10 protein-coding genes are annotated in these 15,041 nt (G+C 70.6%); 9 read left to right on the forward strand and 1 reads right to left on the reverse strand.

The features are described 5' to 3' along the window. The first annotated feature begins 17 nt into the window (after positions 1–17). The 8 genes from JHE00_RS21500 (at position 18) to JHE00_RS21535 (ending at position 12,586) form a co-directional block, all read left to right on the forward strand. A complete protein-coding gene (locus tag JHE00_RS21500; protein WP_200320909.1) occupies positions 18–734 on the forward strand; it encodes a GntR family transcriptional regulator in 717 nt (238 codons plus the stop codon). 110 nt (positions 735–844) lie between these two features. After that, the gene (locus JHE00_RS21505) at positions 845–2,122 is read left to right on the forward strand and encodes a hydroxyacid-oxoacid transhydrogenase (protein ID WP_200320910.1); all 1,278 of its coding nucleotides are present in this window, start codon (positions 845–847) and stop codon (positions 2,120–2,122) included. A 77-nt stretch (positions 2,123–2,199) separates the two neighbouring features. Further along, entirely contained in the window at positions 2,200–4,917 is a 2,718-nt protein-coding gene (locus JHE00_RS21510) for an FAD-binding and (Fe-S)-binding domain-containing protein (RefSeq protein ID WP_200321277.1), read from the forward strand. Positions 4,918–4,968: 51 nt separating this feature from the next. Next, entirely contained in the window at positions 4,969–5,760 is a 792-nt protein-coding gene (locus JHE00_RS21515) for a 2-keto-4-pentenoate hydratase (RefSeq protein ID WP_200320911.1), read from the forward strand. A gap of 100 nt (positions 5,761–5,860) precedes the next feature. Next, entirely contained in the window at positions 5,861–6,148 is a 288-nt protein-coding gene (locus tag JHE00_RS21520) for a hypothetical protein (protein ID WP_200320912.1), read from the forward strand. 198 nt (positions 6,149–6,346) lie between these two features. Next, entirely contained in the window at positions 6,347–6,541 is a 195-nt protein-coding gene (locus tag JHE00_RS21525) for a hypothetical protein (RefSeq protein WP_200320913.1), read from the forward strand. Between the two features lie 68 nt (positions 6,542–6,609). Next, on the forward strand, positions 6,610–11,142 hold the full coding sequence (gltB, locus tag JHE00_RS21530) for a glutamate synthase large subunit (protein ID WP_200320914.1): 4,533 nt from the start codon (positions 6,610–6,612) through the stop codon (positions 11,140–11,142). Continuing rightward, entirely contained in the window at positions 11,135–12,586 is a 1,452-nt protein-coding gene (locus JHE00_RS21535) for a glutamate synthase subunit beta (RefSeq protein WP_200320915.1), read from the forward strand. Before gltB ends, JHE00_RS21535 begins: the two co-directional genes overlap by 8 nt. An 83-nt stretch (positions 12,587–12,669) precedes the next feature. On the opposite strand, the gene JHE00_RS21540 is transcribed toward JHE00_RS21535, so the two are convergent. Further along, positions 12,670–12,882: a hypothetical protein gene (locus JHE00_RS21540; protein WP_200320917.1), complete on the reverse strand. Its 213-nt coding sequence runs from the start codon at positions 12,880–12,882 to the stop codon at positions 12,670–12,672. 203 nt (positions 12,883–13,085) lie between these two features. Here JHE00_RS21540 and JHE00_RS21545 point away from each other — a divergent pair, with 203 nt between their 5' ends. Next, positions 13,086–14,948: a LamG-like jellyroll fold domain-containing protein gene (locus JHE00_RS21545; protein WP_307832047.1), complete on the forward strand. Its 1,863-nt coding sequence runs from the start codon at positions 13,086–13,088 to the stop codon at positions 14,946–14,948. Positions 14,949–15,041 lie beyond the last annotated feature (93 nt).

Below are 15,041 nucleotides of genomic sequence, written 5' to 3' on the forward strand. Positions count from 1 at the left end.
CGTGCGAAGATGACCCGATGCGTCAGATCGACACCGACCGCAACCTCGCGAAGGAAATCTTCGACGAGCTCAGGGGCGCCATCGTCAGCGGTGAGCTGACCCCGGGCGCGCTGTACTCGGTGCACGACCTGGCCGCGCGGCTCGGAGTCTCCCGCACTCCGGTGCGCGAGGCGCTGATCCAGCTCTCCGAGCGCGGCATGGTGCGCTTCGAACGCAACCGCGGCATCCGCATCCTGCAGACCTCGCTGCACGATCTGGAGGAGGTCTTCGCGATCCGGCTGCTGCTGGAGGTGCCCGCGACGTTCCGGGCCACCACCCAGCGCCCTCCCGGCTGGCTCGACGAGCTCGCGGGCCACCTCGATGCCATGCGCACGGCGGCGGGCAAGCACGACGAGGCCACGTTCATGGCCGCCGACCGCCGCTTCCACGAGGCCATCAACGCCGCGTCGGGCAACCTGCGACTGGCGCACTACATCGACTCGCTGCGCGACATGGTGCTGGTGCGCGGCAACTCGACGGTCGACCGTTCGCGCACGCTGGCCGACATCCTCACCGAGCACGAGACGATCTTCGAGCTCATCGAGAGCGGCAAGGCCCACGAGGCCGCGGCGTCGATGCGCGCGCACCTGCTGCACACCGCCCGGCTGCTGCTCGGCCAGGAGGCCGGCGCCGACCTGCAGGGCGGCGAGCCGCTTCCCGAGCTCTCCCTCGACTGGACCAAGTTCCCGGGCTGACCCGCGCTCCGCATCGCGCTGACCAGCACAGCTTGACCAGTGGCATGCCACATGCCACTGTCCTGACGTCGGGTTCAGTCGCGCGAGGAGGCGCACGTGGAGCGCAGGCCATGACCGAGTACCTCAACGAAACCGTGTTCACCTGGGGCGCCACTCCGCTCAAGTTCGGGGCCGGAGCCGTCGACGAGATCGGCTGGGACCTCGCGCAGCTGGGCGCGCGGCGCGTCCTGATCGTCACCGACCCCGGCATCGCCGCCACGGGCGTGCCGCAGCGCGTCGCCGACGCGGCCAAGGCGGGCGGGCTGACGGTGGAGATCTACGACCGCGTGCACGTGGAGCCCACCGACGTGAGCATCACCGAGGCCGTGGAGTTCGCGAGCCAGTCCACGTGGGACGGTTTCATCGGTGTCGGCGGCGGCTCCGCGATCGACACCGCCAAGGCCATCAACCTGCTCACCACGTATCCCGCCGACCTCTTCGACTACGTCAACAAGCCGATCGGCGAGGGCAAGGCCCCACCCGGGCCGCTCAAGCCGCTCGTGGCCGTGCCGACCACCGCGGGCACGGGCTCGGAGACCACGCCGGTCTGCATCATGGACTTCCTCGGGCTCAAGGTGAAGTCGGGCATCAGCCACGCGCGCCTGCGCCCGAACCTGGCCGTGATCGACCCGCTGCTGACGCTGTCGATGCCGCCCGAGGTCACCGCGGCCAGCGGCATGGACGTGCTCTGCCACGCGCTGGAGTCCTACACAGCCAAGCCGTTCCACTCCTTCGCCAGGCACAAGCCAGAGAACCGCGTGGCCTACAACGGATCCAACCCGATCTCCGACGCGTGGACCGAGCAGGCGCTGGGGCTGCTGGCGCGCTCGTTCCGCAAGGCGGTGCTCAACGGCGGCGATCTCGAGGCTCGCACGGACATGATGCTCGCGGCGACGTTCGCGGGCATGGGCTTCGGCAACGCGGGCGTGCACATCCCGCACGCGTGCGCCTACCCGATCGCGGGGCGGGTGCGCGAGTACCGGCCGGCGAACTACCCCCAGGAGGAGGCGCTGGTGCCGCATGGCGAGTCGGTGTCGCTCACCGCGCCCGCGGCGTTGCGGTTCACCTTTCCCTCCGATCCCGGCAAGCACCTGCGCGCCGCAGAGCTGCTCGACCCGCGTGCCGCGCGGCAGTCCGACGACCGCGAACAGCTGCCGTTCGTGCTGTCGTCGCTGATGCGCGACATCGGGATCCCCAACGGCATCGGCGGTGTCGGCTACGGCGAGGGCGACGTCGACGCGCTCGTCGAGGGCACGATGCAGCAACAGCGGCTGCTGGCGGTGGCACCGAGGACCGTGCGCGAGGAGCAGATCGCCGCCATTCTCACGGAGTCGATCGAGAACTGGTGAGTACCTTCGTCGCGGAACTCGAGAACGCCGTCTCCGGAGAGGTCGAGAGCGACCGCACGGCACGAGCCGTGTTCAGCATGGACGCCTCGAACTACCGGCACGTCCCGCTTGCGGTGGTGTTTCCCCGCAGCGCCGACGACGTCGAGGCCACGCTGCGCGTCTGCCGCGCGCACGGCGTCGGCATCACCGCCAGGGGCGCGGGCACCAGCATCGGCGGGCAGGCCCTCGGCGAGGGCGTGGTGCTCGACTACAGCCGCTATCTGAACCGGATCCTCGAGATCGACCCGGTGAACCGGACTGCGCGGGTGCAGCCGGGCGTGGTGCTCGACGCGCTGCGCGCGGCGGCGGGCGAGCACGGGCTCACGTTCGGGCCCGATCCCTCGACGCACAGCCGCTGCACGCTCGGCGGCATGATCGGCAACGACGCCTGCGGCTCGCATTCCGTGGCGTGGGGCCGCACGGCGGACAACGTCGTGTCGCTGGACGTGCTCACCGGCGACGGCACCCGGCTCACCGTCGGTCCCTCGCTGCCCGAGGGCGACCTGCGGGACCGGCTCCGCAAGCTCGTCGACGACAACCTCGCGGTGGTGCGCACGGGTTTTCCCGCGCTGCCCCGGCGGGTGTCGGGCTACGCGCTGGACGCGTTGCTGCCCGAGAACGGCTTCGACGTCACGCGCGCACTGGTCGGCACCGAGGGCACGTGCGTGCTGCTGACCGAGGCCACCGTGCGCCTCGTGCCCTCGCCTGCCGCCCGCGTACTCGTGGTGGCGGGCTACGCCGACGACGTCGCCGCCGCCGACGCCGTGCCGCACGTGCTTCCGTTGCGCCCCTTGACGATCGAGGGAATGGGCGCGGACCTGATCGACACGCTGCAGGTGCGCGGACGTCGCACACCCGCGCTGGACCGGCTGCCCGAGGGCGGCGGCTGGCTGTTCATCGAGATCGGCGGCGACGACGCCGAGGCCGCGCTGGCCGACGCGGAGGAGGTCGCGGCGACGCTGCGCGCCGGGACCGGCGCCGCGACGGTCGTGGCGAGCGATCCCGCCGACATGCGCGGGCTGTGGTCCATCCGCGAGTCCGCGGCCGGGATCGCGACACGCATGGCCGACGGCTCCGAGGCGTGGCCCGGCTGGGAGGACGCCGCCGTACCGCCCGAACACCTCGGCTCGTACCTGCGCGGCTTCCGGGCACTGCTGGACAAGCACGGTCTGCGCGGTGTGCCGTACGGGCACTTCGGCGAGGGCTGCGTGCACGTGCGCATCGACTTCCCGCTCACCACCGACGAGGGTCGGACCCGGTTCCGGTCCTTCATGGAGGACGCCGCCGACCTGGTCGTGGCACACGGCGGTTCGCTGTCGGGCGAGCACGGAGACGGACAGGCCAGGGCCGAACTACTGCCCCGCATGTACGGCCCCGAACTGCTGCGGCTGTTCGAGGCGTTCAAGGCGATCTGGGATCCCGACGACGTGCTCAACCCCGGCAACCTCGTGCGCCCGCGCGCGCTGGACGCCGACCTGCGCTTCGACGGACCGCTGCGGGAACTGCCGCTGACGCTGCGCTACCCGCACGACGGCGGCAGCCTGGCCACCGCGGCGCGGCGCTGCGTCGGCGTCGGCAAGTGCGTCGACACCTCCTCGGGCGTGATGTGCCCGAGCTACATGGCCACCGGTCGCGAGGAGCACTCCACGCGGGGCCGCGCGCACCTGCTGTTCGAGCTGATGCGCGGCGAGACGATCACCGACGGCTGGCGCTCGGAGGAGGTGCGCGACGCACTGGATCTGTGCCTGGCGTGCAAGGGCTGTCTGTCCGACTGTCCGGTCAATGTGGACATGGCCTCTTACAAGGCCGAGTTCCTGCACCAGCACTACGCGCGCAGGGTGCGTCCGCCGAGCCACTACTCGCTGGGTTTCCTGCCGTTGTGGGCACGGCTCGCCTCGCTGCTGCCCCGCGTGGCCAACGGCGTACTCGGCTCGCGCCTGGCGCCGCTGGTGAAGCGGCTCGGCGGGATCACCCCGGAACGGTCGCTGCCGGAGTTCGCGCGGGTCTCGCTGCGCAGGACACTGCGCCACCGGCCGAAACCCGCTGGCGAGCGGCAGCGGGTGGTGCTGTGGCCCGACACGTTCACCAACTACCTCTCCCCCGAGGTCGGCACCGCCGCGGTGCGCGTGCTGGAGTACGCCGGGTTCGACGTGGTGCTGCCGAAGGGGCCGGTGTGCTGCGGGCTGACGTGGATCTCCACGGGCCAGCTCGGCATCGCGCGCAGGCTGCTGCGCCGCACGCTGACGGTGCTGGAGCCGGAGATCGCCGCGGGCACCCCGATCGTCGGGCTCGAACCGAGCTGTCTCGCCGTGCTGCGCCACGACATCCACGACCTGCTCGACGCGCCGAAGCTCAACGCCATGACACTGGCCGGGTTCCTGGAGAGCCACGCGGCCGACGTCGAGTTCCCCGCCGTGGCCGGCACGGCGATCACGCAGCAGCACTGCCACCAGCACGCCGTGTTCGGCAACGCGGCCGAAGAGCGGCTGCTGGCCAAGGTGGGCGTCGGCAACCGCACGCTCGACTCCGGCTGCTGTGGGCTGGCAGGCAACTTCGGCGTCGAGCGCGGGCACCACGAGGTGTCGGTCGCGGCGGCCAACCGGGTGCTCGTGCCCGAGGTCAACGCCGCGGACGACGACACCCTCGTGCTGGCCGACGGGTTCAGCTGCCGCACGCAGATCGGCGAGCTCACCGAGCGCCAGGCTCTGCACCTGGCCCAGGTGCTCGACCGCGCGATTACCGAATCGTCCCGCTGATCGGAACAGCCTCCTTGCCCGCGACCGAGGACCCGGAGAAGGTGCACGACTATGGATACGAACGCGGTGAGCGATGTCGCCGCCCAGCTGCTGGGTGCCTACGAGACCGGCAAGCCCGTGCCGCCGATCATCGAAGGCAACCCCGCGGCGACGGTCGGCGACGCCTACCGCATCCAGCAGGAACAGGTGCGCACCTGGCTCGCGAACGGCGAGGTGGTGAAGGGCCACAAGGTGGGCCTGTCCTCGGCCGCCATGCAGGAGCAGATGGGCGTGGACCAGCCCGACTACGGGCACCTGCTCAGCGGCATGTTCCACCTCGAGGCGCAGCCGATCCCCAGCGCGAAGTTCCTGCAGCCGCGCATCGAGCCGGAGATCGCCTTCGTGCTCGGCAGGCCGCTGTCCGGACCGGGAGCCACGGTCGCCGACGCCGCCCGCGCGGTGGAGTTCGTGCTGCCCGCGCTGGAGATCGTGGACTCGCGCATCCAGGACTGGCGGATCTCGATCGTCGACACGATCGCCGACAACGCGTCCTCCGGCGGGGTCGTGCTCGGCAGCAAGCCGACGCCGCTGTCGGCCGTGGACCTGCGCCTGACCGGGTGCACGCTGCACCAGAACGGTGCGCTCGTCGCCACGGGAGCGGGTGGCGCCGTGCTCGGCTCGCCGTTGAACTCGCTCGTCTGGCTCGCCAACACGCTCGGCCCGCTCGGGATCTCCCTCGAACCGGGTCACGTGATCCTCCCCGGCTCGATGACCAGGGCTTTCCCGGTCTCGCCCGGCGACACGGTGGTCGCCACGATGGCCGAGCTGGGCAGTGTCGCGGCGATCTTCGACACGCCCGGCTGAGACCAGCTCCACAAATTCCCAGAAAATTCGCGTGTCATCGGGTTGAATTGTGGGCATCCGGCCGCTATAAGGGCTGGCGCAGTACGACCAAGGAGGCTCGATGCCTCACCAGAACACCGACAACGCAGACGCGGATCTGAATCATCGCGAGCGCGCCACCCTGCAGGCGGTGGCCCGGGGCGGCGCGGAGATGACCGGAAGCTGCGAGCCGGACCTGTTCCTCGACGGACTCGCCTGCTGTGACCAGACCACCGCACGCGCCCTCGCGCGACGTGGTCTGGTGGCCCCCGCTTTCACCGGACCTCCCTGGCAGCGCGTGCCCGCGCTACTCACCGACGCGGGTCGCGCCGCGCTGCGGCACGCGCCCGCCACGACGGTCGCGGCCTGATCTCGGGTTGATCTCGGACTAATCGCCCAACACGGCGGCGCGGAGCTGCTCCGCGCCTCGATCTTGCTCGCATCGTCGCAGGTCACCGGCTTGTAATCGGTTCAGACACCTGTCCGGGCCGACGTCAATCCTCCAGTGTTGTTTCCCACGTGCGCCATGTGCCCTATCCCGATAACGGCGATTTCACACTACTGTCATATGACCGGCGAACCCGGGACCACTTGGCGCGCGCCGGAATTCGCAGGCCAAACCCTGCATCCGCGCCGCTCAGCTCGACGCGAGCCGCACAACGGTGTGTGGTCGAAACCCGGCGATGTGCGGGCCCAGCACGGGTTCAACGCCATCGACGAACTTCCCCTGACTGACCATCGCGATTTCGAGCCGAACCGTTAGCAAGACGGGCTAGCCCGTCCGGCTGACAGACCGGCTCGATCGTGCCGAGCCAAGGAGGGCGGCAAGCCGTGACCCGCCACGCACCGCACGAGCCAACCCAGGGCTTGTACGACAAGCAGTACGAGCACGACGCCTGTGGCGTCGCCTTCGTCGCCGATCTCTCCGGCCGCAGAGACCACGGAATCGTCAGCAAGGCGCTGGTCGCCCTGCGCAACCTCGAGCACCGCGGCGCCCGTGGCGCCGAACCCGAGACCGGGGACGGCGCGGGAATCCTGATCCAGGTCCCGGACGCCTTCTTTCGCGAGGTCGTCGACTTCGCACTCCCGCAGGCGGGCACATACGCCGTGGGCACCGCGTTCCTGCCCGTCGACGCCAACGCGCGCGGCAAGGCCATGTCCACCATCGAGCGCATCGCCGCCGAGGAGAACCTGAGCATCCTCGGCTGGCGTGACCTGCCCGTGGACACCGACCACGTCGGCCCCACCGCGGCGACGACCATGCCGCACTTCGCGCAGCTCTTCCTGGCCCCTCGCCGCGAGGAGGTCACCGGGCTCGCACTGGAGCGCGCCGCGTTCTGCGTGCGCAAGCGCGCCGAGCACGCGCTGGCCGAGCAGGACGTCTACTTCCCCAGCCTGTCGTCGCGCACGATCGTCTACAAGGGAATGCTCACCGAACCGCAGGTCGAGAAGTTCTTCACCGACCTCACCGACGAGCGGGTGACCAGTGCCATCGGCCTGGTGCACTCCCGCTTCTCCACCAACACGTTCCCGTCGTGGCCGCTGGCACACCCGTACCGCTACGTGGCACACAACGGCGAGATCAACACCATGCGCGGCAACCGCAACTGGATGGACGCGCGCGAGTCGCAGCTGTCCACCGACCTCATCCCCGGTGAGCTCCAGCGCGTGTACCCGGTGATCACGCGCGACGCCAGCGACTCGGCGTCGTTCGACGAGGTGCTGGAGCTGCTGCACCTCGGCGGACGCTCACTGCCCCACGCGGTCCTGATGATGATTCCCGAGGCGTGGGAGAACCACGAGGAGATGGACCCCGCGCGCCGGGCGTTCTACGAGTTCCACGCCACGATGATGGAGCCGTGGGACGGCCCCGCGCTGGTGTCGTTCACCGACGGCACCCAGATCGGCGCCGTGCTCGACCGCAACGGCCTGCGCCCCGCCCGCTACTGGGTCACCGACGACGGGCTCGTGGTGCTGGCCAGCGAGGTCGGCGTGCTCGAGCTGGACCAGTCCACGATCGTCCGCAAGGGCAGGCTCGAGCCGGGCCGCATGTTCCTCGTCGACACGGACGAGGGCCGGATCATCGAGGACGACGAGATCAAGGGTGAGCTGGCCTCACTGCACCCGTACGACGAGTGGATCGACGCGGGCGTGCTGCGGCTGGAGGACCTGCCCGAGCGCGAGCGCGAGGTACCCACCCACGCCTCGCTGGTGCACCGTCAGCAGTCCTTCGGCTACACCGAGGAGGAGCTCAACGTCCTGCTTCAGCCGATGGCCCGCACGGGAGCGGAGCCGATCGGCTCGATGGGCAACGACTCGCCGCTGGCGCCGTTCTCCAGCGGGTCAAGGCCGCTGTTCGACTACTTCATCCAGCTGTTCGCCCAGGTGACCAACCCGCCGCTGGACGCGATCCGCGAGGAGCTGGTCACCGCGCTGGGCACGCAGCTCGGCTCGGAGCCGAACCTGCTCGAAGCGGGTCCCGAGCACTGCCGCAAGATCCTGCTCCAGTTCCCGGTGCTCGACAACGACGAGCTGGCCAAGCTGGTGCACGTCAACGACGACGGCAACCTGCCGGAGTTCCAGTCGCACACCGTGCACGGCACCTACGACGTCGCGGGCGGCGGCGAGGCGCTGGTCCGCAGGCTCGACGAGATCCGCTCCGAGGTGTCGGAGGCGATCGCGGGCGGCGCCAGGCTGATCGTGCTGTCCGACCGCGGCACCGACGAGGCGCACGCGGCGATCCCGTCGCTGCTGCTGACCGGTGCCGTGCACCACCACCTGGTGCGGGAGAAGAGCCGCACGCAGGTCGGCCTGATCGTGGAGGCCGGTGACGCCCGCGAGGTGCACCACATCGCACTGCTCATCGGCTACGGCGCGGCCGCGGTGAACCCGTACCTGGCGATGGCGACGGTCGAGGAGATGGCCGAGCAGGGCCTGATCCCCGGGGTCACCGCCAAGGAGGCCACGCGCAACCTCATCAAGGCGCTCGGCAAGGGCGTGCGCAAGACGATGTCCAAGATGGGCGTGTCCACCGTCGCCTCCTACACCGGCGCGCAGATCTTCGAGGCGATCGGGCTCGGCGAGGAGGTCATCGAGGCCTGCTTCACCGGCACCACGTCCCGGCTCGGCGGCGTCGGTTTCGACCTGCTGGCCGACGAGGTCGCCGAGCGGCACCGTCGCGCGTTCCCCTCCGACGGCGTGCGTGCCACGCACCGTGAGCTGGAGACCGGCGGCGACTACCAGTGGCGCCGCGAGGGCGAACCGCACCTGTTCAACCCGCAGACGGTGTTCAAGCTGCAGCACTCCACGCGCAGCGGCAAGTACGACGTCTTCAAGGAGTACACGAAGGCCGTCGACGACCAGTCGCAGCGGCTGATGACGCTGCGCGGCCTGTTCGGCTTCAAGGACGGCGAGCGGGCACCGGTGCCGATCGAGGAGGTGGAGCCGGTCTCGGAGATCGTGAAGCGCTTCGCCACCGGCGCCATCTCCTACGGCTCCATCTCGCAGGAGATGCACCAGACGCTGGCGATCGCGATGAACCGGCTGGGCGGCAAGTCCAACACCGGCGAGGGCGGCGAGGACGCGGATCGCCTCTACGACCCCGAGCGGCGCAGCGCGGTCAAGCAGGTCGCGAGTGGACGGTTCGGCGTGACGAGCGAGTACCTCGTCAACGCCGACGACATCCAGATCAAGATGGCCCAGGGTGCCAAGCCCGGTGAGGGCGGGCAGCTGCCCGGCGGCAAGGTGTACCCGTGGATCGCGAAGACGCGGCACTCCACGCCGGGCGTGGGCTTGATCTCGCCGCCGCCGCACCACGACATCTACTCGATCGAGGACCTGGCGCAGCTGATCCACGACCTGAAGAACGCCAACCCGGCCGCGCGCATCCACGTGAAGCTCGTGTCCGAGGTCGGCGTCGGCACGGTCGCGGCCGGTGTCTCGAAGGCGCACGCCGACGTGGTGCTGATCTCCGGCCACGACGGCGGCACCGGCGCCTCGCCGCTGTCGTCGATCAAGCACGCCGGCGGCCCGTGGGAGCTCGGGCTCGCCGAAACGCAGCAGACGCTGCTGTCCAACCGCCTGCGCGACCGCATCGTCGTGCAGACCGACGGCCAGCTCAAGACCGGCCGCGACGTGATGATCGCGGCGCTGCTGGGCGCCGAGGAGTTCGGCTTCGCCACGGCTCCGCTCGTGGTGTCGGGCTGCATCATGATGCGCGTCTGCCACCTCGACACGTGCCCGGTGGGCGTCGCGACCCAGAACCCGACGCTGCGGGAGAAGTTCAGCGGCAAGGCCGAGTACGTGGTGAACTTCTTCGAGTTCATCGCCCAGGAGGTGCGGGAGTACCTGGCCGAGCTCGGGTTCCGCTCCATCGCCGAGGCCGTCGGCCACGCCGAGGTGCTCGACACGCGGCAGGCCGTGGAGCACTGGAAGGCCTCCGGCCTGGACCTTTCGCCGATCTTCCACGTGCCCGAGCTGGAGCCGCGCGCGGCCAGGCACCAGGTGGTGGCCCAGGACCACGGTCTGGACAAGGCGCTGGACAACACGCTGATCCAGCTCGCAGAGGGCGCGCTGTCGGCCGGCGACAAGGTGCGGCTCGAGCTGCCCGTGCGCAACGTCAACCGCACGGTGGGCACGATGCTCGGCTCCGAGCTCACCAAGCGCTGGGGCGGCGAGGGCCTGCCCGACGACACGATCGACATCACCTTCACCGGCACCGCGGGGCAGTCGTTCGGCGCGTTCGTGCCGAAGGGCATCACGCTGCGGCTGCTCGGTGACGGCAACGACTACGTCGGCAAGGGCCTCTCCGGCGGCCGGATCGTGGTGCGGCCGCCCAAGGAGTCGCCGATCGTGGCGGAGGACCACATCGTCGCGGGCAACGTGATCGGCTACGGCGCCACGGGCGGCGAGCTGTTCCTGCGCGGCAAGGTCGGCGAGCGGTTCTGCGTGCGCAACTCGGGCGCACTGGCCGTCGTCGAGGGCGTCGGCGACCACGGCTGCGAGTACATGACCGGCGGCAAGGTCGTGGTGCTCGGCCCGACCGGCCGCAATTTCGCGGCAGGCATGTCGGGCGGCACCGCCTACGTGCTCGACCTGCCGCTGAGCAGGGTCAACCAGGAGATGGTGGACCTCGACGAGCTCGACCAGACCGACGCGGACTTCCTGCGCTCGGCCGTGGAACGGCACTACGCCGAGACCGAGTCGGCGGTGGCGCGCTCGCTGCTCACCGACTGGGAGGCCGCACTGTCGCGGTTCGCCAAGGTCATGCCCAAGGACTTCAAGCGTGTTCTGCAGGCGCAGGCTGCGGCCGAGCGCGACGGCAGGGACGTCAACGTTGCGATCATGGAGGCGGCACATGGCTGACCCCAAGGGTTTCCTCACGACCAAGCGGGAGACGCCGACGTCGCGCCCGGTCGACATCCGGATCATGGACTGGCGCGAGGTCTACGAGGACTTCGAGCGCACGAAGCTCAAGGACCAGGCCGGCCGCTGCATGGACTGCGGCATCCCGTTCTGTCACCAGGGCTGTCCGCTGGGCAACCTGATCCCGGAGTGGAACACGCTCACGTGGCGCGACGACTGGCGCGGCGCGATCGAGCGGCTGCACGCCACGAACAACTTCCCCGAGTTCACCGGCACGCTGTGCCCCGCGCCGTGCGAGACCTCGTGCGTGCTGGGCATCAACGACGACCCGGTGACCATCAAGCGCGTCGAGATCTCGATCATCGACCGCGCCTGGGACGAGGGCTGGGTGACGCCGCAGGAGCCCGAGACCCGCACGGGCAAGAAGGTCGCCGTGGTGGGCTCGGGTCCGTCCGGACTGGCCGCCGCGCAGCAGCTGACGCGCGCCGGGCACGACGTGGTGGTGTTCGAGCGCGCCGACGCGATCGGCGGGCTGCTCCGCTACGGCATTCCCGAGTTCAAGATGGAGAAGTTCCGCCTCGACCGCAGGCTCGACCAGATGCGGGCCGAGGGCACGGAGTTCCGCGCGGGCGTGAACGTCGGTGAGGACGTCACCGTGGAGCGGCTGCGCTCCGACTACGACGCCGTGGTGCTGGCCGGCGGGGCCACCGCGTGGCGCGACCTGCCGATCACCGGCCGCGAGTCGACCGGCGTGTACCAGGCGATGGAGTACCTGCCGCCCGCCAACCGCGTCGCCGCGGGCACGCTCGACGCCCCGCCGGTGTCGGCCGAGGGCAAGGACGTCGTGGTGATCGGCGGCGGCGACACCGGCGCCGACTGCGTCGGCACCGCGCACCGCCAGGGCGCGAACTCGGTGACGCAGCTGGAGATCATGCCCAAGCCGCCGCAGTCGCGCGGCGAGGCCCACCCGTGGCCGATGTACCCGATGATCTACCGGGTGTCCTCGGCGCACGAGGAGGGCGGCGAGCGGCTGTACTCGGTGAACACGCAGGAGTTCCTCGCCGACGGCAACGGCGACCTGCGGGCGCTGAAGCTGGTGGAGGTCCGCAACGAGGGCGGCAAGTTCGTGCCCGTCGAGGGCAGCGAGCGGGAGCTGCCCGCGCAGCTCGTGCTGCTGGCAATGGGTTTCGTCGGCCCGCAGCGCGAGGGCCTGCTCGAGCGGCTCGGTGTGGAGCTCGACGAGCGCGGCAACGTCAAGCGCGACGCGTCGTACCGGACGAGCGTGGACAACGTGTTCGTCGCGGGCGACATGGGCCGCGGTCAGTCGCTGATCGTGTGGGCGATCGCCGAGGGCCGCTCCGCGGCCGCGGGCGTGGACGCCCACCTCACGGGCCGCGACGTGCTGCCGAGGCCGATCGCTCCGACGGAGCGGCCGATCGCGTGAGCGACGTGCGGGCCGCCACCGAGGTGGCGGCCCGCACCGCTCAGCACGGCGCCCAGGTGCTCCGGACGGTCCGGAGCCGGGACTCAGGAAACGACGGCGGGCAGCGCGCCGACGTCGAGCGTGCCCTCCTTGGCCGAGGCCACGAGATCGTGCCACTGGTCGAGACTCATCTGGATGCGCTGACCGAAGTCGTCGGTGATGAGCACGCGCTTGTCCGCGGGCGCCTCGTGGTCGACGAACAGTTCGGGGCAGCCGCAGTTGCAGCTGCCGCAGAACGTGGCGATGTACTGGGCCATGGTGCCTCCTCGCGAGCAACGGTGGTGGAGTCGGGTGACACCGGGCGGGTGCGCCGCGGCGGACCCGCCCGGTGTGATCCGACGCGGGAGGAAGTCGCGCCGGGGGGCCACGCGGTTCCGGCGCCCGCGATGATCACCCTTTCGTGACGCTGTGTTCCGTCCCGCGTCACCACCACGCCAGCGAAGCTCACGAAGCTGGCGACGTGACTGCTTGTTCCGGAAACTCCGATGTGTCCCGCCGCAGGCTGCTGCAGGCGGCCGTGGGCACCCCGGTCGCCATCGCGGCCACCGCGTCGCTGGGCGCCGCGCCCGCCGTGGCCGCGGGCCGTGGCGGCTCCGTCGACCCGACCGCGCCCCGCTTCTCGCTCGCGGTGCTGCCCGACACGCAGTACCTGATCGACGAGGGTGGATCGGACCCGGAGCCCGTGCGGGCCGCGCTGCGCCACGTGACGCGCTCGCGCGAGGACGCCAACATCGTCTTCCTCGCCCACCTCGGCGATGTCACCGAGCACGGCACCGAGGCCGAGCTGCGCACGGCCGACCGCGCCTTCGACGCGATCCACGGCAGGCTGCCCTACAGCGTGCTCGGCGGCAACCACGACGTCAGCGGCAACGACGACGACCGTGGCGACACGCCCTACCTGCGCACGTTCGGCCCGCGCCGGTTCGCGCGCATGGACACCTACGGCGGGGCCTCGCCGAGCGGCTACAACACGTTTCACGTGCTCTCCGGAGGTGGCCGTCGCTGGCTGCTGCTCGCGCTCGACTGGCGCGTGTCCGACGCGAGCATCCGCTGGGCGCAGGGCGTGCTCGACCAGCACCCGACGCTGCCCGCGATCCTCACCACCCACGACCTCGTGTGGGGCGAGGAGGACGGCGGTGCGCAGCTCTCGGCGCACGGCCAGCGGTTGTGGGACGGGCTGATCCGAGCCAACGACCAGATCTTTCTGGCCCTGGGCGGGCACTACTGGCCGACCGGGCGCACGACGCTGACCAACGACCACGGCAACGCGGTGCACCTGCACATCGCGAACTACCAGGACCGCTACTACGGCGGCGCGGGCATGATCCGCCTGTACTCGTTCGACCTGGTGCGCGGGATGATCGACGTCACGACGTACTCGCCGTGGCTGCTGGAGAAGAAGGAACGCGACCGCACGCCGCTCGAGGCCGAGCACATGGAGCTGACCGACCCCGGCGAGCGGTTCAGCGTGGAGATCGACTTCGACGAGCGGTTCGCGTCGTTCGCGCCTCCGGTAGTGCCGCCCTCGCGCCCGGCCGCGGACGTGCTCGTGCGCGACACCGTGGCGTACTGGCGCTTCGACACCTCGGGGCTGCCCGCCGCGGGCACCGACGGCGGCCTCATCGCGCCGGGAACGGTGGCGCGCGACCTCAGCGGCAACGGCAACGACCTGGCCGTGCAACGCCTGCACAGCAGCGCGCCCGAGGTGCTCACGTGGTCGGCCGAACACCACGACACCGCGCCGGCCCACGCGAGCCTGCGCTTCGATGGCGGGAAGGAACCCAACCGGGGCGCCGTGCTGCGCTCGGAGCGCGACGCACCGCTCAACAGCATGACCTTCGACCGCGGCTACACCATCGAGACGTTCCTCAAGCTGCCCGAGCCCTTCGAGGGCGACCACGCCTGGATGGGGATCTTCAGTTGGGAGGGCAGGATCGGCGAGGCGGGCAAGACCGGCGGCTACTCCGAGGACGACGCGCCCTGCAGCCTCAACGTCACCAGCGAACGGTTCCTCCAGTTCGTCGTGTACCCGCAGAACCTCGACTCGGACCCGACGTCGTGGAGCCACGCGCTGCCGACCGGCAGGTGGATGCACCTGGCCGTGGTCAACGACGGCAGGCAGACCGTGCTCTACGTGGACGGTTCGCGCATCGCCCGCAACGCGGCGGAGCGCTCGCGCGGCATCACCACGCTGGGCAAGCCGTTCGCGCTCGGCGGCACGCAGTCCGCCGGCGACTTCGGCCAGGGTTTCTACGGCTGGCTCGGCGACACCAGGATCGTGGCGAGGGCGCTCAAACCGAACCAGTTCCTCACCGCGCGCTGAGCCAGGGGCGGCTTGCGACATCCGGGTGAAAACACCCGGCCCTGCGCACGCGGGTCGGTCCCGGCGCGACTGTGCGTTGAGGCGTGGCGTTCG

Origin of the sequence: Prauserella cavernicola (assembly GCF_016595675.1) — a bacterium.
GTDB lineage: Bacteria > Actinomycetota > Actinomycetes > Mycobacteriales > Pseudonocardiaceae > Prauserella_A > Prauserella_A cavernicola.

Coding starts and splice junctions, on each gene's coding strand:
- JHE00_RS21520 (WP_200320912.1), top strand. CDS start 5,861: ATGCCTCACCAGAACACCGACAACGCAGACGCGGATCTGAATCATCGC.
- JHE00_RS21500 (WP_200320909.1), top strand. CDS start 18: ATGCGTCAGATCGACACCGACCGCAACCTCGCGAAGGAAATCTTCGAC.
- JHE00_RS21525 (WP_200320913.1), top strand. CDS start 6,347: ATGACCGGCGAACCCGGGACCACTTGGCGCGCGCCGGAATTCGCAGGC.
- JHE00_RS21515 (WP_200320911.1), top strand. CDS start 4,969: ATGGATACGAACGCGGTGAGCGATGTCGCCGCCCAGCTGCTGGGTGCC.
- JHE00_RS21505 (WP_200320910.1), top strand. CDS start 845: ATGACCGAGTACCTCAACGAAACCGTGTTCACCTGGGGCGCCACTCCG.
- JHE00_RS21540 (WP_200320917.1), bottom strand. CDS start 12,882: ATGGCCCAGTACATCGCCACGTTCTGCGGCAGCTGCAACTGCGGCTGC.
- JHE00_RS21535 (WP_200320915.1), top strand. CDS start 11,135: ATGGCTGACCCCAAGGGTTTCCTCACGACCAAGCGGGAGACGCCGACG.
- JHE00_RS21510 (WP_200321277.1), top strand. CDS start 2,200: ATGGACGCCTCGAACTACCGGCACGTCCCGCTTGCGGTGGTGTTTCCC.